General features: G+C 45.7%; 25 protein-coding genes. 17 read left to right on the top strand and 8 right to left on the bottom strand.

The window, feature by feature from the left end; genetic code table 11:
• Positions 1 to 6 precede the first annotated feature (6 nt).
• Both ACMQ5W_RS07240 and ACMQ5W_RS07235 read left to right on the top strand, forming a co-directional pair.
• Complete coding sequence (locus ACMQ5W_RS07240) at positions 7 to 609, top strand: flavin reductase (protein WP_148490530.1); 603 nt, start codon at positions 7 to 9, stop codon at positions 607 to 609.
• A 193-nt stretch (positions 610 to 802) separates the two neighbouring features.
• Positions 803 to 1,804, top strand: a complete 1,002-nt coding sequence (locus ACMQ5W_RS07235; RefSeq protein WP_419024546.1) for a GGDEF domain-containing protein — start codon at positions 803 to 805, stop codon at positions 1,802 to 1,804.
• 406 nt (positions 1,805 to 2,210) lie between these two features.
• Here ACMQ5W_RS07235 and ACMQ5W_RS07230 read toward each other — a convergent pair whose 3' ends face one another.
• The 4 genes from ACMQ5W_RS07230 to ACMQ5W_RS07215 all read right to left on the bottom strand — a co-directional run bounded on the left by ACMQ5W_RS07230 (position 2,211) and on the right by ACMQ5W_RS07215 (position 6,106).
• Positions 2,211 to 2,759: a ferredoxin domain-containing protein gene (locus ACMQ5W_RS07230; RefSeq protein ID WP_419024544.1), complete on the bottom strand. Its 549-nt coding sequence runs from the start codon at positions 2,757 to 2,759 to the stop codon at positions 2,211 to 2,213.
• A 134-nt stretch (positions 2,760 to 2,893) separates the two neighbouring features.
• The gene (locus ACMQ5W_RS07225) at positions 2,894 to 4,201 is read right to left on the bottom strand and encodes an MFS transporter (protein WP_419024542.1); all 1,308 of its coding nucleotides are present in this window, start codon (positions 4,199 to 4,201) and stop codon (positions 2,894 to 2,896) included.
• Between the two features lie 75 nt (positions 4,202 to 4,276).
• Positions 4,277 to 4,681, bottom strand: a complete 405-nt coding sequence (locus tag ACMQ5W_RS07220) for a VOC family protein (protein ID WP_419024540.1) — start codon at positions 4,679 to 4,681, stop codon at positions 4,277 to 4,279.
• Between the two features lie 18 nt (positions 4,682 to 4,699).
• Positions 4,700 to 6,106, bottom strand: a complete 1,407-nt coding sequence (locus ACMQ5W_RS07215) for a hypothetical protein (protein ID WP_419024538.1) — start codon at positions 6,104 to 6,106, stop codon at positions 4,700 to 4,702.
• 160 nt (positions 6,107 to 6,266) lie between these two features.
• Between ACMQ5W_RS07215 and ACMQ5W_RS07210 the strand changes: the two genes are divergently transcribed.
• Complete coding sequence (locus tag ACMQ5W_RS07210) at positions 6,267 to 7,157, top strand: LysR family transcriptional regulator (RefSeq protein ID WP_419024536.1); 891 nt, start codon at positions 6,267 to 6,269, stop codon at positions 7,155 to 7,157.
• Positions 7,158 to 7,259: 102 nt separating this feature from the next.
• On the opposite strand, the gene ACMQ5W_RS07205 is transcribed toward ACMQ5W_RS07210, so the two are convergent.
• Together ACMQ5W_RS07205 and ACMQ5W_RS07200 are read right to left on the bottom strand one after the other, a co-directional pair.
• The gene (locus ACMQ5W_RS07205) at positions 7,260 to 8,027 is read right to left on the bottom strand and encodes a Uma2 family endonuclease (protein ID WP_419024534.1); all 768 of its coding nucleotides are present in this window, start codon (positions 8,025 to 8,027) and stop codon (positions 7,260 to 7,262) included.
• Positions 8,028 to 8,209: 182 nt separating this feature from the next.
• On the bottom strand, positions 8,210 to 9,250 hold the full coding sequence (locus tag ACMQ5W_RS07200; RefSeq protein ID WP_419024532.1) for a zinc-dependent alcohol dehydrogenase: 1,041 nt from the start codon (positions 9,248 to 9,250) through the stop codon (positions 8,210 to 8,212).
• 234 nt (positions 9,251 to 9,484) lie between these two features.
• Here ACMQ5W_RS07200 and ACMQ5W_RS07195 point away from each other — a divergent pair, with 234 nt between their 5' ends.
• The 6 genes from ACMQ5W_RS07195 (at position 9,485) to ACMQ5W_RS07170 (ending at position 15,131) form a co-directional block, all read left to right on the top strand.
• Positions 9,485 to 10,027: an RNA polymerase sigma factor gene (locus ACMQ5W_RS07195; RefSeq protein WP_419024530.1), complete on the top strand. Its 543-nt coding sequence runs from the start codon at positions 9,485 to 9,487 to the stop codon at positions 10,025 to 10,027.
• Positions 10,024 to 10,797, top strand: a complete 774-nt coding sequence (locus tag ACMQ5W_RS07190; RefSeq protein WP_419024528.1) for a hypothetical protein — start codon at positions 10,024 to 10,026, stop codon at positions 10,795 to 10,797. Before ACMQ5W_RS07195 ends, ACMQ5W_RS07190 begins: the two co-directional genes overlap by 4 nt.
• Complete coding sequence (locus ACMQ5W_RS07185) at positions 10,782 to 11,660, top strand: ABC transporter ATP-binding protein (protein ID WP_419024526.1); 879 nt, start codon at positions 10,782 to 10,784, stop codon at positions 11,658 to 11,660. Before ACMQ5W_RS07190 ends, ACMQ5W_RS07185 begins: the two co-directional genes overlap by 16 nt.
• Complete coding sequence (locus ACMQ5W_RS07180; RefSeq protein ID WP_419024524.1) at positions 11,653 to 12,732, top strand: hypothetical protein; 1,080 nt, start codon at positions 11,653 to 11,655, stop codon at positions 12,730 to 12,732. Before ACMQ5W_RS07185 ends, ACMQ5W_RS07180 begins: the two co-directional genes overlap by 8 nt.
• Positions 12,733 to 12,915: 183 nt before the next feature.
• Positions 12,916 to 14,190, top strand: a complete 1,275-nt coding sequence (locus ACMQ5W_RS07175; RefSeq protein ID WP_419024522.1) for an ATP-binding protein — start codon at positions 12,916 to 12,918, stop codon at positions 14,188 to 14,190.
• A 20-nt stretch (positions 14,191 to 14,210) separates the two neighbouring features.
• Positions 14,211 to 15,131: a sugar phosphate nucleotidyltransferase gene (locus ACMQ5W_RS07170; protein WP_419024520.1), complete on the top strand. Its 921-nt coding sequence runs from the start codon at positions 14,211 to 14,213 to the stop codon at positions 15,129 to 15,131.
• A 72-nt stretch (positions 15,132 to 15,203) separates the two neighbouring features.
• Here the strand turns inward: ACMQ5W_RS07170 and ACMQ5W_RS07165 are convergent, their stop codons facing one another.
• Positions 15,204 to 15,830 (bottom strand): GNAT family N-acetyltransferase, encoded by a 627-nt coding sequence (locus ACMQ5W_RS07165; RefSeq protein WP_419024518.1) that lies wholly within the window; start codon positions 15,828 to 15,830, stop codon positions 15,204 to 15,206.
• A gap of 83 nt (positions 15,831 to 15,913) precedes the next feature.
• Here ACMQ5W_RS07165 and ACMQ5W_RS07160 point away from each other — a divergent pair, with 83 nt between their 5' ends.
• The 8 genes from ACMQ5W_RS07160 (at position 15,914) to ACMQ5W_RS07125 (ending at position 24,740) form a co-directional block, all read left to right on the top strand.
• On the top strand, positions 15,914 to 16,729 hold the full coding sequence (locus ACMQ5W_RS07160; protein WP_419024516.1) for a MerR family transcriptional regulator: 816 nt from the start codon (positions 15,914 to 15,916) through the stop codon (positions 16,727 to 16,729).
• 147 nt (positions 16,730 to 16,876) lie between these two features.
• Positions 16,877 to 17,164: a 30S ribosomal protein S6 gene (gene rpsF / locus ACMQ5W_RS07155; RefSeq protein ID WP_419024514.1), complete on the top strand. Its 288-nt coding sequence runs from the start codon at positions 16,877 to 16,879 to the stop codon at positions 17,162 to 17,164.
• Between the two features lie 19 nt (positions 17,165 to 17,183).
• Positions 17,184 to 17,651: a single-stranded DNA-binding protein gene (locus tag ACMQ5W_RS07150; protein WP_148490548.1), complete on the top strand. Its 468-nt coding sequence runs from the start codon at positions 17,184 to 17,186 to the stop codon at positions 17,649 to 17,651.
• 18 nt (positions 17,652 to 17,669) lie between these two features.
• A complete protein-coding gene (gene rpsR, locus ACMQ5W_RS07145; protein WP_330385052.1) occupies positions 17,670 to 17,903 on the top strand; it encodes a 30S ribosomal protein S18 in 234 nt (77 codons plus the stop codon).
• Between the two features lie 259 nt (positions 17,904 to 18,162).
• The gene (locus ACMQ5W_RS07140) at positions 18,163 to 22,056 is read left to right on the top strand and encodes a SpaA isopeptide-forming pilin-related protein (protein WP_419024512.1); all 3,894 of its coding nucleotides are present in this window, start codon (positions 18,163 to 18,165) and stop codon (positions 22,054 to 22,056) included.
• A 159-nt stretch (positions 22,057 to 22,215) separates the two neighbouring features.
• On the top strand, positions 22,216 to 23,475 hold the full coding sequence (gene hisD / locus ACMQ5W_RS07135) for a histidinol dehydrogenase (RefSeq protein ID WP_148490550.1): 1,260 nt from the start codon (positions 22,216 to 22,218) through the stop codon (positions 23,473 to 23,475).
• A gap of 51 nt (positions 23,476 to 23,526) precedes the next feature.
• Entirely contained in the window at positions 23,527 to 24,063 is a 537-nt protein-coding gene (locus tag ACMQ5W_RS07130) for an RNA polymerase sigma factor (protein WP_419024510.1), read from the top strand.
• A gap of 5 nt (positions 24,064 to 24,068) precedes the next feature.
• Positions 24,069 to 24,740, top strand: a complete 672-nt coding sequence (locus ACMQ5W_RS07125) for a DUF4367 domain-containing protein (RefSeq protein ID WP_419024508.1) — start codon at positions 24,069 to 24,071, stop codon at positions 24,738 to 24,740.
• 106 nt (positions 24,741 to 24,846) lie between these two features.
• On the opposite strand, the gene ACMQ5W_RS07120 is transcribed toward ACMQ5W_RS07125, so the two are convergent.
• Positions 24,847 to 26,313 carry a L,D-transpeptidase gene (locus tag ACMQ5W_RS07120; RefSeq protein ID WP_419024507.1) on the bottom strand — a complete coding sequence of 489 codons (1,467 nt, stop codon included), beginning with the start codon at positions 26,311 to 26,313 and terminating at the stop codon, positions 24,847 to 24,849.
• Positions 26,314 to 26,629: the final 316 nt, after the last annotated feature.

Genomic DNA, 26,629 nt, shown 5'->3' with positions numbered 1-26,629 from the left:
GTCTCTATGAATGCAATGCATAAGTTCAGCTACGGACTCTTTGTTCTAACAGCAAGGGACGGAGAAAAGGACAATGGCTGTATTATCAATACGGCAATTCAGGCTGCTGATAAGCCTAAACAGGTTTCTATCTGTGTGAACAAAGCCAACTACACCTGTGAAATGATAGAAAAGACTGGCGCCTTTACCTTATCTTTTTTAACAGAGGAAGCTGATTTTGACTTGTTTAAGCATTTCGGCTTTCAATGCGGCAGGGATGCGGATAAGTTTCAGGATTTTAAAGACGCCAAAAGAGGTGAAAACGGCATTTTATATCTGACAAAGGCCGTCAACGCTATGGTTTCTGTCAAGGTGGATCAGACGGTGGATTTGGGCTCCCACCTGATGTTTGTGGGGCAAGTCACTGAGGAGCAGGTCCTCTCTGACGTTCCATCGGTGACCTACCAATACTATTTTGACCATATCAAGCCGAAACCGGAAGCAAATTCGAAAGTAAAGGGCTGGGTCTGCAAGATTTGCGGATACGTATACGAAGGTGAAGAACTGCCGCCAGACTTTATTTGTCCACTCTGTAAACACGGTGCGGAAGACTTTGAACCCATAGGCTGAGAGCAGAGATCGTTTATTTACGCGAACCTGGTATAGAAAAGGTTCGCGTTTTTACTGTCTTCAATATATAGAAACGGTTTGCGATGAAAAAGCACGGTTTAAGAAATATTATTGTATTTGAAAAAAAAGATTGCTATACTGAAGAAAAGACTCTATATCATCAGTATGAATTTTACCAGGAGCGTGACGCCATATGAACGAAGATATCATAAAACTAAAACAAGAAAATGAACGGTTGAGCCGCATGGCGGAAATTGACTGGCTGACCGGATTATATAACCGGGGAACGAGTGAGCTGAAAATTAACCAGCTTTTAGAAAAGACGAGTATGGGCATTCTGTTTGTCATCGATGTCAATCATTTTAAACAAGTCAATGACCGGTACGGGCATATTGCAGGGGATCATCTGCTGCAGGAGATTGCTCGTATTTTAGGATTCATGGTCCTGCGCAAGGATCTATTGGGGCGTATCGGCGGGGATGAGTTCGTCGTCTATATGCCTATCGAGAGGGATAAGCACTTTGCGGAAGACAGAAGCCGCCAGATTAAAGAACGGCTGGCTGATATCCCGCTGGCTGATGCCAAGACAAAGCTTTCTGTTTCGATAGGATGGGCTGTTTTTCAAGAGGGCGACGACTATCAGACGCTCTTTGATCGGGCAGATCAGAGGCTGCTGAAGGAAAAACGTGCACGGGACAGAAAGAGCAGTGGCGATTTCAAGGCTGTAAACAACGGAATTGATATGGACATCAAACGGATACGGGCGGAACTTTCTGAACACGATTTAATTCAGGGCGCCTACTGTCAGGATTATGATACTTTTAAGAGCATCTATCGTTTTGTAGAGCGGCGGATGCAAAGAGTTCAAAGCAGCGCTTATATCATTCTCTTCACACTGACCGACGACGAGGGGGATTTTCCATCTCTCCGTGAACGGGAACGCCAGATGATGATTTTAAGTGAAAAAATTCAGGACAACCTTCGTGCTACAGACGTTTATACACAGTACACCAGCGGACAATTTCTTGTCATGGTTTCCGATGTAACGGCGGATTTGGCGGAAATGATTGCCAAGAGAATCCAAGAAGCGTTTTACAAAGACTTCGATGAGAAGAAAGAGCATATCTTGCTGCATCATTGCTATCCTCTCACTCCGGTGGAACCGATTATGAGAATCAGAAATACCGAAATTTAATAAAATAGATGGATATGTATTCGCAGTCGCTTTAGGAACGTTATAGAATTGATGGAGATTTCTGATGAAACCCTCTGATAGCTTTTTCTTTTTTGAGGATTTTGATAAAAAAATAACAGTTATTATGGAAAAAATAGGCTTTATAGAACAGATAAAGTCTATTTTTGTATAAAAAACAAAGAATTTTCCCAAAATTTATAAAATAATACAAAGACATAATTATTCGTTTTTGCTAAAATATAGTCATTATAGAGAAATAAGAAACGTTTGGGAAATTGTTTCTACCCATAATGAAGTCCTAAAAATAAGATAAAATCCTACACTTAATTAATCCATTAAAAAATCCAAAACACACACATACACAGAAAAGTTTCCCAAACGTCGCTTATTCTTTATTTTTTTGTGATTATCGTAAAACCGCACCGGGTCCCCGATCAAAATAGATACTCTTCGCGCCTGTATAAAGGGGAATTCCATAGCAGACTCTGACGTCCTGCGGAAAACATCCCATTCTGAGGGCCCCTCTTCCGGCAGAGTACATGACTCTATTGTCGATCCTATGATCTGCGGCGACGGAAACAGCGGAACCAATTGCAATCCCCAAATCTGTGATATTGAATGCGCAGTTCGCACCTGCCTTCTTCATCTCCCCACAGTTCTTAAAGCCGCACATCCCGCAGTTATCCAGTCCGAAAGGTACAGATGTCACGCCGATTAAGACGATACAGTGGCTGTTATCTACATTGACAGCATCTCTTTCTATAAAGTCCTCTTTGTATTCTTCTGCTGCTTCGTGCATCTTTTGAACGAGCAGATCCTTTTCTTCTCCCGTCAAAATAACAGTGATAACCTTATCCTTTCCGCTGCCCTTGGGCGCTGTTCTCGCGGCAGCAGCCATAAGGTCGGCAACGGATAACGCCGCATCTCTTTCAGCAGCTTCCATCGTTTTTAGCATGATTAAACCCTCCTTATTATGTATGAAAATATTGTATCACATTGTAGGCGGCTATGAAAGACGAAAAAGACTGCCCGCATCAGCGAGGCAGTCTTTTTCAATTTATCGAGTTTACGTATTGAAACCGAATGTTTTTATGCCGCTTTCTCGCCGTAGTCGCGGTCTGCAGCGTTGACATCCTTCATATTTAACATAGAAGCCGTTGCGACAATTCCCACTGCAATGACGACGAGCAGAATGATGTATCCAGTGTTAGCATGACCACTCTCGATGAAGCCTGCCATCATCTGACCGGCAAAGGCAGATGGAATCAGCTGGATGGCCATAATGATTCTGTTAGCCGACTGATACTCTCTGCGGCCGTAGCAGTAAGCTGTGATACATGGGTGCATCGTCGGGACACCACCTGTCATACATGCTACGCCGAAGCCCCACATAACCATGAGAGGAACACTGCCGCCCTCAGGCTGGAGCATCAGACCAAGCACAGGCAGCAATTCACACAGGCCCAGGATGATAGACGTTTTGACGGACCCCAGTTTGTCATCCAGCCAGCCAAAGATGTAGGACATCGGAATACCGAGAATTGCGCCGACAGATAACCACTTTAACGCTGCAAACCATACATATGGACCGGATTCATCCATACCCAGACTCATATAACGGGCAGCCATGGAACCCATGCAGGCATTGATGATGAAAGTAAATGCACCAAAGGCGATGATTAATTTCCAGCCCTTTACTGAGGACAGCACCTGACCGACTGTCAACTGTACTTCTTCAATTTCTGTTTCTGATTTAGGCGGCTGATCTGCACCGTCCGGATAGAGACCAGCTTCCTCTGGTGTATCCTTCAGACCGAACCAGGTGACTAAAGCCATAGCGATGATGACGACAGCGATACCGATGTAGAAGGGTCTGTAGTCTCCGCCCAGGTTGTTCTGAATAAAAGTAGTCATAACGGAAGTGCCGATGACAGAGAACAGCGGCGAACCTACAGTGATGATACCCATCACACGGCCTCTGTATCTGATGAACCAGTTAGCACAGAGCATGAAGCCGCCCATCTGGAAGATCATGCAGGTACATCTGACGACGAACATGGAGATGGCATATAGGGTATAATTTCCTTCACCGCCAAACGCTGTCAGGCCGCCTGCCATGGCGATACCTACGCAGCCTGCTGCGGATAGCACGAAGCAAGGCATTAAAGTCTTTCTGACGCCGAATTTGATGAAGAAGGTGCCGTAGATAAAGGTCAGCACAATGCAGGCAAAGTTCCCTGCTGTCAGGGGTGACATGGTCTTGTTGCTGTCCCATGCGCTGAACGTTTTAATGATGTTGATATGGTCGTTTTGCAGACCTGAGTACATGAACATGTATACGATACCGAGTATCATGAACAAAATCGCGTACTTCGAGAATTTTTTGTTCTGTAACATTTTACTTTCTCCTCTCGAAAATAAGGTGATAATAGCAAATATTTATTATGGAAGCGCTTCTCAATAATGATAGGGTTAGTTGTTTTGGATCAGCTCGATGAGGACACCGGAGTTGTCACGAATAAACATGACATTGTTCCCTTCCATCATGACCTCATGAGCAATTTCTACGTGATTCTTTTGCAGACGATCTTTCATTTCTGCTATGTTGTCAACCTCAAAGGCGACGTGCTTCGTACCCACAGTCTGGAGGTCATCGTTGGGCATTCTCCGTTCTGCCGGCAGCGGCTTGGGATGATCGTACTGGAATAATTCAATCTGATAATTCCCATTCTTAATAAAGCAGATTCTGGCATGAAGTGGCTCCACATAATCGTCGTCTACTAAGTCAAAATCCAGGTTTTCTTTATACCATACCAGCGCTTCATCCATGTTGAGTACGCTGATCCCGGTATGTAATGCTCTTGTAATTACAGCCATTTCGTTCCCTCCCCGGCTTTATTTTTCTGTAACGATCAGTTTGCCGCCGCTGGCAAGGGTATATTCTGCGGTTTCACTGGCAACAGCTTTGATGGTTACGCCTTCTGGTGCATCAATCTGTGCAGGGTTGATGTCGGCAATCATAATGACATTTGAGTCGGCTGTTGCAATCCACTTGCTGCCTGTGTCCATGGCCAAAGTCACGTTTTCCATCTTTCCTTTAATTAGAGTAGCGGCCAGCTCTGCCCACATGGCTCTGTCTGTATCCAGATGAATCAGGTCTCCCTCCACAGACATGTCTTTCATTTTTATATTGACGCCATAGACGGGTTCTGTTACTTTGGTGGCACAGGGATCATCGTTGACAATGGTTTTGACGAGAATGCCCTTTGCGGACTTGATATCCACATCGTGCAGATCGATCAGAACGTTGTGGCTCTTGACCAGAAACGCTTCCGCCTTTGTGCGGATTTTGCCTCCCGTTACGATTGCCTCTGCAACTTCTTCCTGCCAGCCGTTGACACAGTGCATCAGCCCGAAGTAGGATCCACATTTTGCTGTACAATTGTTGAAGGTCATATCGCTGTTGCCGGCGATAATCCCCATCATACAGCTGGTATCAATGCGGCAGTTATTGAAGACGTCGTGACAGCCCGGATCGGAATAAGCGCCGTATCCGCTTTTGGTGCAGACGATGTCACAGCCGTTGGCTTCTAGATATACATAACCTTCTGAGCTTTCTGTCGAGAGTGCTGCCCAACCATCACAGATGATTTTTGTATTGTAAAAGTAGGACTGAGAATTGCTCATGGTGCAGTGAGTGCGGGTATTTCCCTTAATTTCCAAGGCAGGCGGCGGTGTTGACATCAGTTCTGTCGGCTCTGGGATTTCGTCGCCAAAAGCCATGCCGTGAGACCATATAACGGAATCGTAAACTCGCAGTGTGGAATTCTCTTCCGCAGCTGTGGAGTATCTAGTTCTGCCGGTGGTATTGATGACTGCATTCTTAAGTGTCATGTTCGCGCCGTATTTGACAGCGGCACCGCTGGATGGACCGCCGATGCCGCTGCCGTCTCCTGCTGTACTGATATATGCCCCGTCTACTGTTACATTGGAAGCAGAACCTTCGGCGTAAATACCGCCTTCGGTGCCTTTATAGGCAGTGACTTTGATATCCCGCAGATTTTGGCCATCGATTTCGCCGCCATATAAAATCTCGTCCTGGGATAGGGATTTTTCATATCGGCCGTTTTTAATATGGATTGCAGCTTTTGCTGACGGATCTGGTGCAAACCAGTCGATTTCCGGCTTGCCAGGATTGAGAACGGCGTTAACACCTTTGATGATGTCAGCCATCATTGCAAGATTGGTAGATGCCTTTCTTGCAGGTTTGTCTATTGTAAGTCCTTTTATTGTCTTGTTCATTGCATCTCCTCATATTTGTAAACCGTTTCCAACTGGTTCCTTTGTTGTTTTTACTATACTAGATTCTTTGACTTGTGTAAAATTGATAATTTGGTATAATTATTATAACAAAAAAAGTATTATTCAGAAAATTCATAGTTTGGGGATGGAGGGGATTGCTTTGAATGATTTGCAGATTGATTATTTTTTGGCGGTAGCCAGGAATTTAAGCTTTACAAAAACTGCCGAGGAGATGTATGTATCTCAACCGGCGATCAGCAGACATATTTCTCATTTAGAAAAAGAACTGGGCTTTGCTCTCTTCGACCGCAGTAAGAAGACAACCCAATTGACTCCGGCGGGCGGTTTATTCTATGATTTTTTCTGTGAATACAGACAGAATCTAGCCAGAGCGAAGGATAGGGCGTATAAGTTAACCAATGAACAGGTGGGAAGCGTCAGGCTTGCCTGCATGGACGGCTGGAAAAACGTGGAGGCGATTCCCCTGGCTCTGCGTAATTTTCAGAACAGGTTTCAGAATGTGGACATATCCCTGAGCAGCTACGGCTTCAAGGGGCTTCTGAAGGCTCTGGGCTCGGACAAAGTAGATGTCATCATGGCCTTGGAGGGGACGACGGAGGATTACTCCGACATTATGACAAAGACTGTTACAGATGTGCCTCTAAAGCTGATTTATTCTGTCCATCACAAATTTGCGGGTCGAGAAGGGCTGACGCCTGTGGACTTTAAGGACGAGAAACTCTTTGTCCCGACGACGGAAGAATCAAAACAGGCAGAAGCCAATAACAAACGGTTTTGCAGACCTTATGGTTTTGTGCCGACACAGGTCATGGTGGACAATATCGAGTCCATGCTTCTCAACGTCCAGAATGGATTTGGCGTGGCAATTATCGACGAGTGGGCGCTGCAATCCGCTGGCAAAGATTTTTTATCTGTGGATCTTGGCGTTTCTAACGATGTCATTCTGGCCTGGAAGGAGACCAATTTGAATCCAGCCATCGGTGCGCTGGTAAGTGAAATGATTTTTATATTTAATCGGGAAAAGGAATAAAAAAGGAGCGCGAGGTCTGGCGCTCAGTTGGAATATGATAAAAAACGGGACAACCCACTGAGCAACTTTGTTTGCTTGCTGTATTGTCCCGTTTCTCGTGTTCTATATTTCTTCTTTTGCCCATTTTGCAATGCGTTCGAATTTCAAAACCAGCTTGCCGCCATAGATGCTGACAGGGACATCCGCATCAATGGGATAGATTGTAGGTCCGATTTCGCCGTCGAAAACGTAAACCAGGATTCTCTCTTGATAAGGATCCACGATCCAGTATTCCTTGACTTCGGCAGCGGCATATTTGGAAAGCTTGATGATGTGATCTCTCCGCCGCGTTCCCGGGGAGACGACTTCCAGCACAAAATCCGGCGCTCCTACGATATTGCTTCTGATGATTTGATCTCTATTGCAGATAATCACTACATCAGGTTGAATCATGGTCTTCTCGTCATTGTCCAGCTGTACATCCACTGGTGAAATAAATGGAATACAGCTGCCGCCTTGATCGAGAATAAAGTTGGCAATCTGCCTATGGAGTTCGCCTGCTATCAACTGATGAAAGGTGGTGGGCGCTGCCATATCGTAAAAATACCCGTCGATCAGTTCCACCCGCTGGTCATCTGGCAGAGCGCGGTAGTCCTCAATGGTATACTCGCCTGGTTTTTTACTCACCTGATATTCGGGCGTCGATTCCATAACTACCATCTTTTCCTTAAAAATTCGTTCCAGGGCCAAAATGGTGTCGTACCGTGGGCTCTTGGTCTCACCGTTGAAAATCTTCTGTACTGTGCCGAGGGGAACACCGGACAGATCGGCAATCTGCGCATAGGAATAGCCGAATTCTTTTTTCTTTTCTTTCATTACTTCAATTTTCATAATAAGCACCCCCTATCCTTTATTCTTTGAGGTCATCATACCATATTATAACCGATATATCAACCGCTGTATGATATAAAACGGTTAGAATACGGTCACAAAAAAGAAAACCAATTGCGAAAGCGAATTTCACTGATCGGTTTTCTTTTTTCTAGATCACTTAATATGCTTTGTAAAGGATGCTACCACTTAATGACGCCGCCTACAAGGGTCGGATCCAGATTCCACACCTGTTCATAGGCTGCAGGGATTTCGGTATAATCAAATCTGTGAGTAATCAGAGGCTTGATATTCAGCTTTCCGTAGTGAATCAGTTCCAGAAAGACTCTGATATCCTCGTCACAGGTCCAAACGTCGGTACCGGTATATCTGTATAGCCTGGAGTCCATCACAGGCGGCCAGGTGCCCTTGATGACCAGATCAGCGCGTTTTAAGGCAAACGGTTTGGAATTGACGTAGGTGCCGATGAGGCTGGCTCCTTTCTGCATCAGATTATCATCATAATTTGGCATGGTCTCACCGTGTACCTGTGAGATCATAACCACGCGGCCTCGTTCACTGACCAGGTCGAAGGCCTGTTCCAGCGGTTGTCTGGAACCGGTTGCTTCAAAGATGACTGGACATCCGCCCCTGTTCAAGGAATTGATCACCTCAGTCAGCCGTTCTGGTTCTTTAGCAGGATTGATTGCGAAGTCGACGCCCATTTCCCGGGCCATATCTAATCGGCCTTCATCTAAATCCGTTACGATGATTGGCAATGCCCCTGCGCATTTCGCACATTGTGCGGTGATGGCGCCTACAAAACCCTGACCCATGACGATGGCCGGCTCCCCCAATTGCAGATTAGATCTCCGCAGGGCATACATGCCTGTGTGACCGAGATTGAAGAAAGCTGCCTGCTCCATATCTATTCCCTTTGGCGCAGGGGTACAGTTGTACTCGTCCATAAGCAGGTACTGGGCGTGTTCACCGGTAGTGACCACGTTATCACCTACTGCAAAATCCGTGACGCCAGGACCGATTTCGATGACTTTGGCGGCCATACTATAGCCGATACTGGTAGGCAGGGGTACGATGTGTTCACCCATGAGACCATTTTCTGTACCAGGACTCATAGTGGAATACTGTGCCTCCAGAAGTAATTGCCCCTGGCCTGGTGCAGGCAGTTCCTTCTCTTGTAAAGTAACCTTACCAGGTTCAACTTGTGCAAATATTGTTTTCATTTTATTATCTCCTCCGTTGATTTGGGGACCAGTTTGGAAACTATTTTAATTTATGTTTATTGTTTCATATTTTGAGGTAAAATGCAATAGAACATTGAAATTTCAATGATATCGAAAAACAAATGTGAAGCATAACAAAAAAGTAATTGATTATTTTTTAAATCCTTTTGTTATGCTAAACAGGTTTACTATATAGAACGTTCGATTTTAAAAAGTGAGGAAGGAGCTCCCCCGGTGAAAGACGCAGAACTGATTACGAGAATTAAGCAGGGAGAAAGAGATTTGCTGGGAATCCTCATAGAAAGGTATTACGACCAGATTTTCAAATTCTGCTATTACAAGACGGGAGATGAGACGCTGGCCTGCGATTGCGCCCAGGATACTTTTCTGAGGATGATCCGCTACATGGATACTTATGTCGAAAAAGACAGGTTCAAGCCATACCTCTTTCAAATCGCCAGCAATGCCTGCAATGACGGTCTGCGCAAAAGGGGGGATTGTTTCATTGAGGATCTGGCGGAGGCAAAGGAGAAGCTGGCTGCCCGGGCAGACAGGGGCGATGCAGGCGAAGCGGTGGCCGTGGCGGAGGCCGTGAGGGCCGCCCTTGCGGCTTTGCCGCAGATGCAGAGAGACGTGATCATCCTGCGGTTTTATAGCGATCTGAAAATCAGCGAAATCGCCAAAGTCACGGGAGTCAGCATTCCGACGGTAAAATCCCGGCTCAGGCAGGGAAAAAACAAATTAAAGACGATATTAGAGAAGGAGGCGTTGTTTTGAGAAGTCATAGAGAAGACGAGCGGCTGCGGAAAGCGCTGCGCCAATATGAAGCCCCTGCGCCGAGGCAGGATCAAAAAGAACTGACAAAGCTGCTGGCGGCAAAGGCGCTTGCCAAGAAGCCGCTGACACAGGGAAAACCGCTTTCACAAAGACTGCTGGAACAGGCAGCCTATATCTCCCCCGTCACTTGGGCGCTACAGGCAATGGTGGTGCTGCTGGTGCTGGGCGGACTTGGCGCGGCTGGCGGAGCCATGTTTTTTTCGAGGATTTCGACGGCAGCGCCTCTGCTGGGCATCATCGGCGGCTGTGAACTGATCAGAAGCTACGGCCACAATATGTGGGAGCTGGAGATGTCGTGCAGACATAATCTGCGGAGCGTCTTTGCCGTAAAGATGCTGATTCTGGGAAGCGTGGATTTTCTGATCCTGGCAGCAGCCATCTGCGGAGCAGGCCTTGGAGGCAGCAGCTTCGCCCTGACGGCAGTCATGATTCTGGTGCCGTTCAATTTGTCCAACGGCCTGTATCTGTGGATGATCGTGAAGCTGCGTCACAGATGCACCAATTATGCGCTGGCAGGCACGGGGGTTTTTCTATCTTTGGTCATGCTGTGGATCAATAGCGGGCTGAGCCAGTCCCGGCTGGTGAGCGTCCTTTCACAGTACATGGTGACGATGCCGATATTGGCGGCAAGCCTGGCGCTGGTCATTGCTGCCGCGGCGATCTTATTACGAAACAGTGGAAAGGGGTATAATAAATGGAATTATATTTGAATCACATATCAAAGGTATATGATGTGAAGACAGCAGTGGATGACGTGACGCTGAAGCTGGAGCCTGGAATTTACGGGCTGCTGGGCGCTAACGGTGCAGGAAAGACGACTTTGATGCGGATTATCTGTGACATTCAGCAGGCTACAGGCGGACGGGTGGAATACGACCACCAGGATATCGCGGGTCTGGGGGAGGAATACAGGAATGTTCTCGGCTATCTGCCGCAGCATTTTGGTTATTATCCTGATTTTACCGCCTACAAGTTCATGCTGTATCTGGCATCTTTGAAGGGGCTCTCCAAAGGCTATGCAAGGGAACGTTCCCTACAGCTGCTGGACGAGGTGGGGCTTTCTGCGGACAGAGACCGGAAGATCAAAACCTTCTCGGGCGGCATGCTTCAGCGTCTTGGCATCGCCCAGGCTCTGCTTAACGATCCCAAGGTGCTGGTCCTGGATGAGCCGACGGTGGGTCTGGATCCCAAGGAAAGAGTCAAGTTCAGGAACATGATCAGTTCCCTTTCTGCCGGCAAAATTGTCATCTTTTCCACCCATATCGTCTCCGACGTGGAGTATATCGCCGACCAGATTCTGGTCATGAAGGACGGGAGGATCATGCATCAGGGACGGCCGGAGGAAATCACCAAAGAGGTGGCAGGGAAGGTCTGGGAATGCAGGATCCGTCCCAGGGACGTGGATCGCTTTGTGGAAAAGTGCAACGTGGGCAACTTGAAGCACGAGGACGGCTATACGATTTTGCGTATCGTGTCGGAGGAAAAGCCTATGGAGGACGCGCAGCCGGTTCCGCCGACCCTGGAAGATCTATATCTCTATTATTTTGAAGAGGCAGGTGAAGAACATGCGTAGACTGATTGGTTTTGAACTGGAAAAAATCCTGAAGAGGAAAATCGTCTGGGTGGGGCTGGCAGCTTTGATCGGACTGAACATCGTAATGTATATCTTTACGGGAATGCCCTCCGTGGAAGTGATGAACGACCAGGGCGGATACAGCAAAGGCGCCGAAGCCATCGCCGTGGACAGGGAGCTGACAAAGCCATATGAGGGTGTCTTCACCGATGACACGGTAAAGCAGATTTTTCTGGATCACAAGGAAAAGGCGGAGAGGACGAATCCTTTTGGCACGATGGATTTTGCCTATGATACCACTGCCAGAATCTTCTTGGACGATCAGGGCAATTACAATCAGCTGCCGGTCGAGGACGTTTTCGGCGAAGATGAGGCCATGCGGGAGTTTCGCTACGCCCTGGGCGAGCAGCAGTTTCTAAACTATATGCCGATGATTCTTCTGGTTCTGGGTTACGTTCTCATCATCGCCCTTTCGCCGGTCTTCTCCGACGAGTATATGCGGGGCACCGACGCGTTGATTCTCACGTCAAAGCTGGGCAAAAGGCAGTGTGCCATCGCGAAGGTGGCCGCGTCCATGCTCTTTGCCGCCATCCTCGCCGCGGTGATTATTTTGATCAACTGGCTGCTGATGGTAATCTTTTTCGGCACAGAGGGGTGGGACGCGAGTATCCAGGTGGCGTCCATAGCCTTTATGGAAGTGCCTTACGCACTGACAGTAGGACAGACCGTTGTCTTTGGCGTGCTGCTGTGGTCTGCCGCCACACTTGGTCTTGCGGGCCTGGTGATGATCTGCTCGTCGGTTGCCAGGACTTCCTTCATGACGCTGATTGTCACGCTGATTGTCTACACCGTGCCGTTGAGCGTTTCAACCCTCGATTACCAGTGGCTGCAACGGATTCTGGCCTTTATGCCGAGCACCATGAGCACCATCAAAGGGGTGGTCAGCTTCCCGCTCGTCGAGATCGGCGGCGTTGCCTTTAACTTCAGCTTGCTGCCGGTGGTGGCGCTGGTTCTCTTCGCGGCGCTGTCCTTCCCGGCCGCCCACAGAGCCTTCCAGAGGAAGATGGCGTGAGGCGGGTTGTGCCTGGGCATTGCCTCTGCGTGCGGGAGTTACCGCAAAAAGATAAAATGGATTGCCACAAAAAAGTAAAATAAATTATCACAAAAAGATAAAATACGTTAGCGCAAAAAATAAAAATTGATTGATAAACCGACCTCCCTGTGACATAATAACAGCAGGGAGGTAATTTTATAGATGAAAAATGAATACTTACCTAGAATTGTAGATAAGCTGCTAGCTGAGCGTTTGGAGGCAGTTGGAGCCGTTTTGCTGGTCGGACCCAAATGGTGCGGAAAGACGACGACTGCGCAGCAGCAGGCGAGAAGTGTGCTGAAGCTGCAGGACCCGGATAAGACAAAGGGGTACCTCGCTACAGCTGAGGTGAAACCTTCTCTGCTGCTGAAGGGAGAAAACCCAAGGCTGATCGACGAGTGGCGGATGGCGCCCGTGCTGTGGGATGCTGTCAGAAATACAGTGGACGAAAGAGGCGAGGAGGGTCTGTTTATTTTAACCGGCTCTACCGTCGTTGACGAAACTTCTATCATGCACTCTGGAACAGGACGAATCTCCAGACTGGTCATGCTGCCCATGAGCCTGTTTGAATCAAGGGAGTCTAACGGGGCGGTTTCTCTTGCTGCGTTGTTTGAGGAGCCGGAGCTTGACATAGATGGAGTGATGAGCGAACTGACGGTGGAGGCGTTGGTCTTTGCGGCGTGCCGGGGCGGCTGGCCCTCCAGCTTGAAGAAAAAGACAGAAAAGGCTGCTTTGTTTGAGGCAGAGAACTATGTCAACAACATCTGCGATACCGACGCGGGAGCAGTGGACGGCACAAGACGGAATCCGGAACGTGTGCGGGCAGTATTGCAGTCCTATTCTAGGAATATCTCTACTTTGGCATCGGACAAAACGATTTTGCAGGATGTTGCCGCAAGCTACAGTGATATTACTGCGCCGACCCTGGCAGCCTACCTGGACGCTTTGGAGAAACTGTACGTTATCAGTGATATTCCAGCCTGGTGTCCTTCCATCCGTTCCGCAACAGCCATGCGCAGCGGGCGGAAAAAGGAGTTTATCGATCCTTCCATTGCTGCAGCGGCATTAGGCCTGACGCCAGAGGGGTTGCTTTTGGATTTGAATACCTTTGGGTTCATTTTTGAATGCCTGTGCATTCGCGATCTGAAGGCTTATGCCACTGCCCTGGGAGGTCATGTTTCCTACTACCATGACCGCTACGGCCTGGAAGCAGACTGTGTACTGCATCTGGCTGACGGAAGATACGCACTGATTGAATTCAAGCTGGGAACCAGCGGAATCGAGGAAGGTGCTGAGCATCTGCTCAAATTACAGGAACTGATCAAAGCAGCGCAAATCAGGGAGCCTTCTTTGCTGATGGTGATCACCGGCGGGGAAATGGCTTATACAAGAAAAGACGGGGTGAAGATCATTCCGATTGGAACATTGAAAAACTAAGAGAGGAAGGATGACAATTTATGAATAAACCGACTTTGATTATCATGGCCGCAGGTATGGGCAGCCGGTACGGCGGGCTCAAGCAGATCGACCCGGTCAGCGACAAAGGTGAGATTATCCTGGACTTTTCACTTTACGACGCCATGATGGCGGGTTTTGAGAAGGTCATTTTTATTATCAAAAAAGAAAACGAAGGGGATTTTCGGGCTTTGATCGACGAAAGAGCCGGGAAACATCTACAGGTGGAGTATGCATTTCAGGAGCTTCCTGATATTCCCGCAGGGTACCAGGTTCCGGAGGGCAGAGTCAAGCCTTGGGGAACCTGTCACGCGGTGCTCAGCGCGCGCGATCTCATAGACGGGCCGTTTGCGGTCATCAATGCGGACGATTACTATGGACCTGGGGCTTTTCAATCCATCTACGACTACTTAGCGACAGCAAAAGATGATGAAAAATATAGATATTGTATGGTAGGGTATCTGCTGGAGAACACGTTGACGGAAAACGGCCATGTAGCCCGGGGCGTCTGCGAGGTTTCCCATGACGGCAAACTACAGGACATCGTAGAGCGGACAAAAATCATGTGGCGCAACGGGGAAATCGCGTATACGGAGGATGAAGGTGATTCTTGGTATCCGTTAGCGGAAGGAACGACCGTATCCATGAACTTCTGGGGATTTACAGAGTCCTTTGTCAGAGAGATGGAAGCGAGATTCCCAGCGTTTTTGGATAAAGCGTTGATGGAGAATCCGCTGAAGGGAGAATATTTTCTGCCGGGCGTTGTAGATCAACTGATCAAAGAAGATAAAGCATCTGTCAAGGTGCTGCAGTCACAAGACAGGTGGTACGGCGTCACTTATAAAGAAGACAAGGAAGGCGTGGTCAACGCCCTGCAGTCCATGAAGGACAAGGGGATTTATCCGGATAAGCTGTGGAAATAAGAGAACAAAAGATAACGGACAGCAACTTGCTGTCCGTATTTATATACTGTCATTAAAAGGGATTTGCTCCGCTTAAATTGTCATATCGTATACATAGAACTCCAACTCTCCTTTTTGCCCTCTCATATTGACAAACTGTTTATGCTGCTGCTGACGTTTCATCCCCTGATGTTCGTAGAAACCAAAATTGCAGCTGGTATCTGTATATAAATAGAACTCTTTGATACCCTCGCTCTGCATATAGTCCAGCAGACATTGGAACAGCTTTTTTCCAATGCCTAACCCCCTGTATTCTGGAGATAATGCAAACAGGGAAATTTCGCCCTTGTAATTTTTGTTGCAATTTTTCAGCAACCGGCTGTCTATGCCGTCGACACCTTTATAAAAGTTTAAAATATCGCGCCCCTCTTTTGAAAGCAGCAGCTGAATGATAGCGCTGGACTGCCGCAGACGGTATTTTAACGGACAATGGTGCGTTGCTATATTTTTGCCTAGTATTAAACCAGCAGGAATGCCGTCTACCTCTGCGACTCTCGCATAAGTTTGGTTCGCGAGGCAGGTTGACAAATATACTTTCGCCAGTTTTTCTGCCGCTTTAGGCGTGGCGAATTTATCGTAATCCCAAGTTTTTCTGATTACATTTTCTAATGCCTTAAAATCCGCTTTCCTCAATTCTCTCAATATTATCTTACTTGCCATTTCTCTATCCTTTCTATCTCTTTTAGTTTGGTATATACTAATGGTAAACTATCTAGTTAGTGTAAAGTCAAGGAGGACTTTTTGTGAAAAAAGAAATGATAAAGCTAACGATTGCTCAATTTGCAAAGCTGCATAACGTAAACAAGAGGACATTGCATTATTATGATCATATCGGCTTGTTTTCCCCGGCGTATAAAGGCGAAAACGGATACCGGTATTATGATTACTCGCAAAGCATAGATTTTGAATTTATACAAATGCTAAAAGAAATCAATCTCAGCATTGAGGAAATTAAACAATTTGTTCATTCCTTTGATGAAGAGGATTTCCTGCAGACAATCGTGCATAAGCAGAAGGACATTGATGAAGAAATCAAAAAGCTGAAGAGGGTGAAGGCTGTGCTGGCACAGAAACAGGAACAGCTTTTGCTCTGTCGGCAGATTACGGACATGGAAATACAAATGGTTGAGCAGAAAGCTGAGTATTTACGGACTGTTCCGTATCAGTTCGAAGACGATGACTTTATGAACGTGTTTCAATATGTACAAGACACATGGGCGCCCGAACAATACCGCGCAGGCGTTGGCAGCTATATTTCCTTAGAAAAAGTTAAAACAAAGCAATTTGACAAATATGATGGATTATATTCTCCGGTCATGAAAAGTGAAAGGAAGGAAAACGTCATGATAAAACCAAGCGGATTGTATCTGTGCGGGTACTTAGAAGGCCCATGGGGCAGACTGCCTGCGTTATATGAAAAGATGTTTGACTACGCAGATAAACGACAGCTTCATTTAACCGGCTATGCTTTTGAACGGGGGATCAATGACTTCACCATTGCCAGTGAAGACGAATACATTACACAGGTTGCCATTAGAATTAAAGATACTTCTGATTGATACTTGAAAAGGAGGTCTAGAAAGCTTTGAAAAAAATGTACTTGCATTTATCCCTTGATATGTGTATAATAATAAGGCGTGTTTAGACGCAAGATCTCTGCATAAGCATAGGGCTTATGCCATTTAGTCCACAGGGAGGTGAAACAGATGACAAATTATGAAGTTATGTTCATTCTCGATCCTACTTTAGAAGAGGAAAAAAGAGAAGCTACAATCGAAAAGGTTAAGACAATCATTGCTGCTGACGGAGAAGTCGGAAATGTAGATGCTTGGGGAATGAGAAAACTTGCTTATCCAATCGAAAAGAAGTTCGAAGGTTACTATGTTGTAATGGAATTCAAAGCAAGCACAGAATTACCTAAGGAATTGAACAGAAGAATGAGAATCTCTGACGATGTAATGAGACACATCATCATCAACAAAGACGCAAAATAGGAATGGGGTGTAGTTTAGAATGAATAGTGTTGTACTAATCGGAAGACTTACCCGAGACCCGGAAATCAGATATACTGCTGGCACACAGATGGCTGTAGCGACCTTTACTGTCGCTATCGACAGACCGGTTAGATCTGGCGGCGAAAAGCAGACAGACTTTCCGAGGGTAACTGTATTCGGCAAACAGGCCGAGAACTGCGAGAGATATCTGGCAAAAGGCAGACTCGTCGGTGTTCAGGGAAGAATCCAGACCGGAAGCTATCAGAACAAAGACGGCGTCACTGTTTATACGACCGATGTTGTAGCAGACAGAGTAGAATTTTTAGAGTGGGGAGACAGGCCGTCAGGCGGCAGTTCTGCTCCACGACAGAATACATCTTCAAATTATGGCGGCGGCAATGCCGGTGCCAGCGCTCCAAGAGGCAATGACATGCCTGAGGAGATGCCGGATTCGTTCCAGGCAATCGACGAAGATGTTCCATTCTAAGGAAAGGAGATATGAATCATGATGGATAGAAGACGTGGCGGCATGAGAAGAAAAAAAGTATGCCAGTTCTGCGCTGATAAGACAGAAGCAATCGATTACAAGGATGTTGAGAAGCTTAGAAAGTACATTACCGAAAGAGGTAAGATTCTTCCTAAGAGAATCACTGGAACTTGCGCTGTACATCAGAGAGAAGTAACGACAGCGATCAAAAGAGCCAGAATCGTTGCGCTGCTCCCATACGTTGCAGACTAATTTCATAAACGTAAATTAAAAGACTTTCCCAATTGGGAGAGTTTTTTTTATTATTGTTTTCTAAAAATATTACCAAAGCATGTTCGGAAGGCCCGCCTAGATGCCAAGCGGTTATTTGTCGGTTATTTATTGAAATTCCAACGTTTCTATTGATTAAAACCCTTTACGGATACGAATAAAAAAGGTAAAATAGCAATTATCAAAGCATCTAAGAATTTGTAAATAGATATAGATTAATTGTAGGTAAGGGAGAAAGAGTATGTTGAAGAAAGGTAAAAAGCTAATAGTAGTGTTACTGGCAATGAGCATCGTATTGGGCGGTGTCTGCCAGGTTGCTTTGGCCGATGAGCCAGGCATAGAAGGAGGACACGACGAGACCAGCGATATTATCCAGAACGAAGAGCTGCAGAACGGTCAGCTCAACGAAGATGATAAGCAAATGGATACTGAAACACCAAGCGATGAAGGCGGCGGTCAAGATGCGTCAGATCAAATAGAGGGAGAGAATTCAGAAGAAGCGGAAAGAACGGGTCGCGATGTCCAGTCATGGATTTCGGCTGATCTTCAGTTTGTCGATAATGACGGAAACGAATATAATGATGACAATCCAGTAAAGGATGGTGATCACGCAACGTTAAAATACAGTTTTGATATTATTGATGAAGAAGGCTATGATGTAGAGGCAGGAGATTATTTTGTCATATCTACGCTTCCTGATAACTTTAAAGGATTAGACAAATATGTTGGAAGCAATAATGCAATGGGCGGAGATTTTCCTGCATACTGGACGATAGATGACCAGGGACAGATCAAAGTAGTCTTTTCAGAGGGGATAGAACTTGTAAGCGGCGTCACGGGCTACTTCCATATCTCTTGCTACATTGAGGTAAAAGAGGGTTCCGATGAGATTATTACCATCAGCCTAGGCGGTGTTGCGGCGACTACAATCAGCTTTAAGACCTCACAAAAAGAACAGGTCGAAGAACACGCTGTTGCAGTAGAAAAGACTGGGGAACTGGGCAACGACGGTATTATCACGTGGACGATCAAGGCGACGCCTGATACCAAGACGACGGATTCCTCGTTGGCGAATTATACAATCACAGACGATTTTTCGGGTTATACGGGAAGAATGTCATATGTGAAAGGTACCTTTGCTGTCGATGGAAATTCTGTAGAGGATCCTCAGGTGAAAAACGGAAAATTCACTTACACCTTTAACGACGATGCTGGTGTGGGTGAAAGAACGATTACTTACCAGACAAAATTGACGAAATCGATTTATAACGGAGTATCTGAGAATGTGGAGGTCAAAAATACTGTAAAACTGTCCATGCCGGAGAATGAAGCGACGGCCAGCGCAATAGGAAAAGTGACGGCCAATTCCATCCGCAAGGATTTAAATAAACCGAATGCGGTTAAGAGAAACGACGACGGTACAATCTCTTTAAAATTTGTCGTAACTGTACATTATACGGGAACAAATGCGTATATCACGGATAACTTTGTAAGACCAGACAAATCCTTTGATCGAATTACAGTTAGCGATGCCGCATATGAAGACGTTAAAATCCAGTATGATGATGGTGAAACTGTATCCCTGGTAAATCCGGACGATTATACTGTAAGCCCCAAATCTATGGGATCAGGAGCTGACAAGTGGCAGACAAATCAGCTGAATGTGAAACTGAAAGACGGTTCACATCAAGCAAAGTTATCTTACACTATAAGGATTAAGAATGTTGAATCTACAGATAAGAATGACTTTCAAAATGTAAAGGTAAGAAATAAGGCGATTCTACATTTAGGAGATGCAACAGGAGAAGATTACGAAGACTGCACAATACCCATTGATGGGCAGGACGGAATTGTATATCTGACAAAGAACGGAACCTCGGTAACAGATGCCGATGGAAACATTTTTATCAATTGGACAATTAGTATAAATGATAAACATCACAATTTTGGAAACGCGGATCTGGTGATTACTGACACGCTCAAGAACCCTGGTAAGCATGAGTACGTGCCAGAAAGCATTATCGTCAAAGACGGCGCCGGGAATACGATTCAATCGGCAAAGATTACGCTTGGCGAAAACTCTTTTACCGTGAAGATTGAAAACCCAGGTGCCAAGAAATATGTAATCAAATATCAGACAAAAGCCATTAACGTGGGCATTGGAGATGTTAGTGGAACCCAGCAGTTCAAAAACGCAGTTAACATCCAGTGGGGCAATAAATCAGAGACGATTACTGGCAATGCAGAACAAAAGTGGAATGCACTTTTAAATAAAAGCGGAACCTATGATGTGGAAAACAGCGTTTATGGTAAAAAAGCCTTTTTCGACTGGACGATCAATTTCAACGGTAAAGGCTATGCTTTTAACAATACGGAGATAACAGATTTTTTACCTAATGGACATACGATTGCAGCGGGTAGTAAAATCTATGTAAACAATGAAGAAATCGACGCCCAGGAAAGCGACTCGAAAATATATTATGAAGTAACTGGCGAGGGTGAGAATAGAGCCATTATAATTCACTTTCCACAAACGATTACGACAAAACAGACGATTAAACTTCGCACAGAAAAAGTTTTTGATGAGGACGACAAACTGGGCTTAAATGAAATAAATACAGTTCAAGCTACAGCTGACGAAATTACAAATACCCTTACCGCGAAGGCACCAGTGAAAGTCAGTTTTCAGCCTTCTGTAGAAAAGCATACGGATTATGTCAAGGGCGATGTTGTGACTTGGGAGGTAGATTTAAATAAAAATGGAGCGATTATTTCAAGCCAGAATGCTACCTTAAGAGATGTTCTATCTGAAGAATTGTCCTATGTGAATGATTCTGCAAAGCTCGAGAAAATCGAGGGTAAGAATAAAACTGAACTAGACTTGAAGACGACGTATAATTCGCAGACAAGAGAACTGTTATTTACTATGCCAGATAATTTGAATCTTTCAGCACAGTACAAAGTGACTTTTGATACGGCAGTTGAGGCCAATGTTGAAGGCTTAAAAAATGTAGTCACGTTCAGCGCATCCGCAGAGACTGTTGAAAGCAGCAGCAACTCTGTCACGCTGAATTCAGCAAACGTTGATAGTGGAATTACTGGAGACAATATACGGCTGCAGATCACCAAAAAAGATGCGGCTGATCAGACAACTTTAGCGGGAGCTGAATTCGAACTTTATGATAATAGTGGTAAACATTTGGATACAGCAGTCAGCGACCAACATGGAATTGTCTCTTTTAAGAAAGCCTTAAAATATAACAGATCCTATACCTTCAAAGAAATCAAAGCACCGACCGGCTATGTCCTGGCTGATGAGGCACATACTTTGAAGATTGGTAAAAAACAAGACAAGGGAACAACTGTAACGATTGATGGGGTGGCGCAATCATGTGAACGTGATAGCAATAATACACTTCAAATCGCAGCAACAATTACAAATCATGCGACTGAAATTGGGTTTACCAAAGTTGAACAGATTGGAGAAACCACGACACCCGTCATTGGAGCGGAACTTACGATCTATAAAGCGGATCAAGAAGGCAACAAAACGAGTGAAAAAGTGACGAGCTGGACGAGTGACGGCAATGTTCATATCGTAAAAGGGATGTTACTGCCAGGGGAAATCTATGTCTTGGAAGAGACAAAGGCTCCGAAAGGTTATCAATATGCAGAAGATATTACCTTTAGAATCAACGAAAATGGGACTGTTGGAGTTATAAAAAACGGTGAACTCGATATTGATGGGAATGTTCAGATGACTGATGTAAAAATCGACGCATCTGAGCCGTCGGTACCAACACCGCCAATTACACCGCCGACGCCAACCCCTGTTCCGGATCCGGACCCAACGCCAGATCCAAAACCGCTTCCGCCAGACGAGAACTTGGAGGACCCAGAAAAGCCGGGAGATGACGATGTTTTGAGACCGGAGCTTCCAGATGACGAACATCTGGAAATTGAAGAGACGACAAAGAATAAGAAAAAAGACGAAACCAAATCGGCAAACGAGAATCCGGATCTGCCGCAGACTGGTGATAACAGTCAACTGATTCTGTGGATGGTACTGTTAATCACTTCGCTGTCAGCAGCAGCGGTCATTATTACCTATAGAAGAAAAGTAGAAAAGAAATAGGTGAACGCAGGGGCAGATGTCATATCTGCTCCTGGTTTTTATCTGATGAATTGACTCAAAAGTTTCTTCTCCCCCACTTGACAGGTCAGCGTTCTTTTGCTTTAATATAGTAATGTAATAAATTGAGGTGTGTTTGAATATAGACAAAGAGGTAGTATAATGAAAATCATAAAAAAATCAAAAGAAAGAACTGCAGAGGACAATCGTACCCTCCGTGACACGGTGACTGAAATCATAGATAATGTATGCGCGAGGGGAGACGAAGCATTACACGAGTACAACCAGCGCTTTGACGCATGCAAAAGAGAATTATTGCGTGTCAGCCGAGAAGAAATTGAAGAGGCCTATGATCAGATGACGGATCAGGAACTTCTGGACCTGAAAGAAGCGAAGGCCAATATTGAGGGTTTTGCGACGGCGCAGCGAGGAACCGTAACGGAACTGAAAAATTATTCGCCACAGCCCGGCATCTATCTCGGCCATAGAATTATTCCGGTGTCTTCCTGCTGCTGTTATGTCCCGGGAGGTGGATATCCTCTCTACTCCACTGCCCTGATGCTGATTACACCGGCAAAGGTGGCGGGAGTTACAAGAGTAGCAGCCTGTTCGCCGACGGTCAGCGGCACGTCCAAGATACACTATAAGACCTTGGTTGCGATGGATTTAGCGGGGGCCGATGAGATTTATGCGGTAGGTGGTGCCCAGGCAATCGCGGCATTTTCTTATGGAACAGAAGAAATTAAGCCGGTAGACATGATTGTCGGTCCGGGCAACAGGTATGTAACGGAGGCAAAGCGCCAGTGTTATGGACAAATCGGTATTGATTTTGTCGCTGGACCGAGTGAGGTATTGGTCATTGCCGACGACAAAGCTGACAGCAAAACCATTGCGGCAGACCTGCTGGCTCAGGCAGAACACGATCCGAATGCAAAAGGAATCTTAGTGACCACAGATGAGGATTTTGCGAAAAAGGTAATGGAAGATGTTGAAGAAGAACTAAAGACTCTCTCTACGGCAGGAATCGCCAAAAAATCCTGGGATGATTACGGTGAAATCCTCGTAGCGACCTCCCTGGAGGAAGCTGTCGCCATATCAAATGATTATGCGCCGGAACACTTAGAAGTTAACATTGAGAATCCAGATGATATTATTGAACGGCTATATAACTACGGGTCTTTATTTATCGGCGGAAATACTGCAGAAGTTTTTGGAGACTACGCTTCCGGAACGAACCACACCCTGCCGACAGTAAGGGCTTCCCGCTACACTGGCGGCGTTTGGGTCGGAACCTTCTTGAAGACCTGCACGCATCAAAGTATGAGTATGGAAGCGTCAAAAGCAATCTCCCCTCTTGTAGCCAGGATGGCATATGGTGAAGGCCTGGAGGGGCACGCTAAGGCCGCAGAAGCGAGGAAATAGTGATTGAAAACCGATGCTTTGTAATAGGATGGGGATACGGGATATTGTTTTATGATGAACCTATTTCTGACCCTTCTCGATTCTGAGGAGGAAAAGAGTAAATTTGAAAAAGTATATGAGAAATATAGAAAGCTGATGCACTATGTAGCAAAAGGCATTCTTGCTGACGACCAATTGGCAGAGGACGCAGTACAGGAGGCCTTTTTTCGCATTGCCAAAAATTTTTACAAGGTGGGTGAAATTGATTGTCCCCAAACTAAGAATTTCGTGGTTATTATAGTTAGGAACGCGGCACTGACGATTGTAAAGAAGGAAGAGACGGCAAGTTCTATAGAGGAAATTGACTCGCTGTCCGATGGGGAAGTGCGCCAAGATGACAGCACCTTCGAAAAGGTCGAGATCAGCGAATTAATTGGTGAAATTCTCAATTTGCCAGAGACTTACCGATATCCATTGTATCTGTATGGCGTGTACGACTACAAGATGGCAGAGATTGCAAATCTGCTTGGCATAACGACGGAGACTGCAAAGAAAAGAGTCCAGCGTGGCCGGCAGATATTAAGGAACAACCTGGAGAAAGGAGTGTGAGGCAGATGGAAAAGCAGCTGCGAGCTGCGTTAAGTGAGGCGATGAATCAAGAGTTTGACTCTGTTCCAGATGTTGATGATTTAAATCATCTGTACACTTTTTCTGACCATTTTCAAGCAGAAATGAGGCGGATATCCAGGCTTGCTGAAAGAAACTATGTTAGCGTGGGCAGACACCGAATCAGAAGGGCGGCAGCGATGGCGCTAATTGCAGCGATGATTTTGGCCGCGGCAGCTGGTGCTGCTGCTATCCGCAGACCTATTGTTCAGTGGTTTACGCAGAATAATGAAGCGGAAGGATCTTTAGATGTCTCTTTTGAAGTCGACGACCCTGACGGTCTGACCAAACAGTTTACTTACGTCAAGCCAGGAGTGCCTGAGGGTTATAAAATCATCTATGAGGACAAAGTTGATGGACAGCAGTATTCTATTATCTATCAAAATGAAGAAGGAATGGAAATCTCATATCTTCAGACTGGTGATATTGAGGGTATGGGTCTAGGTCTGGATAACGAGACCGGCGACCTGCAAGAGACCGAAGTCAACGGCTACAAGGGCTACTCCTATTCCAGCAAAGATAACAACAGTCTTATATGGTCAAACGGCATCTATCTCTTTAATATAGGAGGAACTTGCTCCATGGAGGTCATCCGGGAAATGGCAGAAAAAATAAATTAAGATGAGAAAAGGAGCGATGAAGCTGCTTCAAATGAAAAACCCCTGTGAGATTGAAAAATCGCGGCAGGGGTTTCTGATTTTTGAATTGATTTACGCTTTGCGGTTCTTATGGACTGACAGTCACTGTCAAAGTTTTCGACACCGTCTGATAGGGTGTGTACTGGTTTTTCACAGAATATTGAATCTTGTACTCGCCAACCTGGCTAAAGACATAGTTCTTAGCGGCATTTTGACTATAGCTGGTGTATGTTGTTTCACCAGGCGCTTGAATGGCAATCTTAATGCGGCTCGTAACATCTTTTCCGTTGTGCCTTGCTGTTACTCCTTCAAATGCGTTGCCGGCACCTAGAGCAACCGTCTTGTCACCTGGAACTGTCAGCACAGGGTCGGCATTGACCGCTCCCTTTTTGGAGGTGATCGTAATCGTCTTTGTTGCGGCTTTATACGGTGAATACTTGTTTTTTACTTGATACTTTATACGATATGTTCCTGTTTTACTAAAGACATAGTTCTTGGCGCTGGCATAGGAATAAACTTTATATTCGCTGCTGCCGGGCGCTTTGATATATGTTTTGATAGCGGAAGTTCTGCTGGCAGAAGCCTGCTTTGCAGTCACTTTGCCCAAAGCGTTCTTGTCTCCCCAGGTCACGGTACGGTTTTTGGCTCCCGAGATGACAGGTGATTTCAAATTGTCGACCACCTTGATTTTGATGGTCTTGGATGCTGATTTGCTATAAGGATCGTTAACTGTATAGGTAACCTTATATGTGCCCAGCGATTTGGTGGAGAAGGATGCTTTGAGATACTTCTTCTTAGCTGATGAGTATTTCAGCACTTTACTGACCTTTATTCTGGACTTCAGATTCATAAAGGTGTTGGGGTCCTTTGCGTTCACATAGGATTTCAAATCGTACTTGCTGCCGTACTGCACATTCAGCTTTTTCTTTGACGATACAGTGATTACTGGTTTTCGCATAATAAAGTACGGGTTTGCCGAATCGGGATCTGTTGGGTCCCAGTAGGTATAACGGCTCTGGGATACTTTGATCGGTTTGGGTTTTCCCAGCGGTCCTGAGGTTGAACTCCTGTAAACCGTGACCTTGGTTCCTACTTTGCAGTTGTTGTAAATCCATTTTGCATCCATGACAGAAAGCCTGATGCAGCCATGGGAAGCAGCGCTTCCCAGCAAGTTGAACTGACTCGTTACTTGTGTGTTTTTCTTATAGCATTCTTTATAATACACTGAATGGAACAAGATATCTCCAGTGATGTGCGTGCAATATTGACCATAGACATCGTTCATCAGTGCGCCCCAGCGCCATTTCCCCTGCGTATAAAAAGTCCCTTTTGGTGTGGTGCCGCCGATTCCAGTAGAACAGAGCATTGCTCGGACTGGCTTCCACTTGCCGTCAACCTTTTTATAGGCGGTAACGACATTTCTCTGTTCGTTAACCTTCAACCAGTATTTGCCTGTGTATGTAGCTGCATCTGAGATTGTTACGCTGCTAAATACAATGGAAAACACTAATGTCAGGATCAGCAGTATGCTGAGTGTTTTTTTTCTTTTCATCATCTCTTTTTCCCCTATTTATATTTGTGTTTTTTTAGCGAATCGTATTGCTTGCGCAATCCTCCTACGCTCGTTCCACTCACTCCGCTGTCCGTTTTGCCAGCCAAGCAAGCTTGGGGCAAAAAGGCAACGCCGAAAGATCGTGGAACCATTATACCATGTGCATTCCTCTGAAAATACAATCGCAGCACATGATTCAATGAACGCTTCATTACAGCGAAGCTGTAGAATCGTTGCGTTCATTATACCATTTTTGCCCTAGTTAGAATATAGGAAAAATCGAAATAAATGATGGACTTTTGCATAATTATTTAAATTT

Source organism: Emergencia sp. (assembly GCF_048465375.1).
Taxonomy (GTDB): domain Bacteria; phylum Bacillota; class Clostridia; order Peptostreptococcales; family Anaerovoracaceae; genus Senimuribacter.
This window is presented reverse-complemented; position numbering and strand designations above follow the sequence as displayed.

What these genes read in the sequence shown, in the direction of transcription:
- ACMQ5W_RS07240 (WP_148490530.1), top strand. Translation starts at nt 7, where the DNA reads ATGAATGCAATGCATAAGTTCAGCTACGGACTCTTTGTTCTAACAGCA.
- ACMQ5W_RS07150 (WP_148490548.1), top strand. Translation starts at nt 17,184, where the DNA reads ATGAATAGTGTTGTACTAATCGGAAGACTTACCCGAGACCCGGAAATC.
- ACMQ5W_RS07220 (WP_419024540.1), bottom strand. Translation starts at nt 4,681, where the DNA reads ATGGCTGTAATTACAAGAGCATTACATACCGGGATCAGCGTACTCAAC.
- ACMQ5W_RS07185 (WP_419024526.1), top strand. Translation starts at nt 10,782, where the DNA reads ATGGAATTATATTTGAATCACATATCAAAGGTATATGATGTGAAGACA.
- ACMQ5W_RS07170 (WP_419024520.1), top strand. Translation starts at nt 14,211, where the DNA reads ATGAATAAACCGACTTTGATTATCATGGCCGCAGGTATGGGCAGCCGG.
- rpsR (WP_330385052.1), top strand. Translation starts at nt 17,670, where the DNA reads ATGATGGATAGAAGACGTGGCGGCATGAGAAGAAAAAAAGTATGCCAG.
- ACMQ5W_RS07200 (WP_419024532.1), bottom strand. Translation starts at nt 9,250, where the DNA reads ATGAAAACAATATTTGCACAAGTTGAACCTGGTAAGGTTACTTTACAA.
- ACMQ5W_RS07230 (WP_419024544.1), bottom strand. Translation starts at nt 2,759, where the DNA reads ATGCTAAAAACGATGGAAGCTGCTGAAAGAGATGCGGCGTTATCCGTT.
- ACMQ5W_RS07125 (WP_419024508.1), top strand. Translation starts at nt 24,069, where the DNA reads ATGGAAAAGCAGCTGCGAGCTGCGTTAAGTGAGGCGATGAATCAAGAG.
- ACMQ5W_RS07235 (WP_419024546.1), top strand. Translation starts at nt 803, where the DNA reads ATGAACGAAGATATCATAAAACTAAAACAAGAAAATGAACGGTTGAGC.
- hisD (WP_148490550.1), top strand. Translation starts at nt 22,216, where the DNA reads ATGAAAATCATAAAAAAATCAAAAGAAAGAACTGCAGAGGACAATCGT.
- ACMQ5W_RS07205 (WP_419024534.1), bottom strand. Translation starts at nt 8,027, where the DNA reads ATGAAAATTGAAGTAATGAAAGAAAAGAAAAAAGAATTCGGCTATTCC.
- ACMQ5W_RS07180 (WP_419024524.1), top strand. Translation starts at nt 11,653, where the DNA reads ATGCGTAGACTGATTGGTTTTGAACTGGAAAAAATCCTGAAGAGGAAA.
- ACMQ5W_RS07175 (WP_419024522.1), top strand. Translation starts at nt 12,916, where the DNA reads ATGAAAAATGAATACTTACCTAGAATTGTAGATAAGCTGCTAGCTGAG.
- ACMQ5W_RS07130 (WP_419024510.1), top strand. Translation starts at nt 23,527, where the DNA reads ATGATGAACCTATTTCTGACCCTTCTCGATTCTGAGGAGGAAAAGAGT.
- ACMQ5W_RS07120 (WP_419024507.1), bottom strand. Translation starts at nt 26,313, where the DNA reads ATGATGAAAAGAAAAAAAACACTCAGCATACTGCTGATCCTGACATTA.
- rpsF (WP_419024514.1), top strand. Translation starts at nt 16,877, where the DNA reads ATGACAAATTATGAAGTTATGTTCATTCTCGATCCTACTTTAGAAGAG.
- ACMQ5W_RS07165 (WP_419024518.1), bottom strand. Translation starts at nt 15,830, where the DNA reads ATGGCAAGTAAGATAATATTGAGAGAATTGAGGAAAGCGGATTTTAAG.
- ACMQ5W_RS07215 (WP_419024538.1), bottom strand. Translation starts at nt 6,106, where the DNA reads ATGAACAAGACAATAAAAGGACTTACAATAGACAAACCTGCAAGAAAG.
- ACMQ5W_RS07140 (WP_419024512.1), top strand. Translation starts at nt 18,163, where the DNA reads ATGTTGAAGAAAGGTAAAAAGCTAATAGTAGTGTTACTGGCAATGAGC.
- ACMQ5W_RS07225 (WP_419024542.1), bottom strand. Translation starts at nt 4,201, where the DNA reads ATGTTACAGAACAAAAAATTCTCGAAGTACGCGATTTTGTTCATGATA.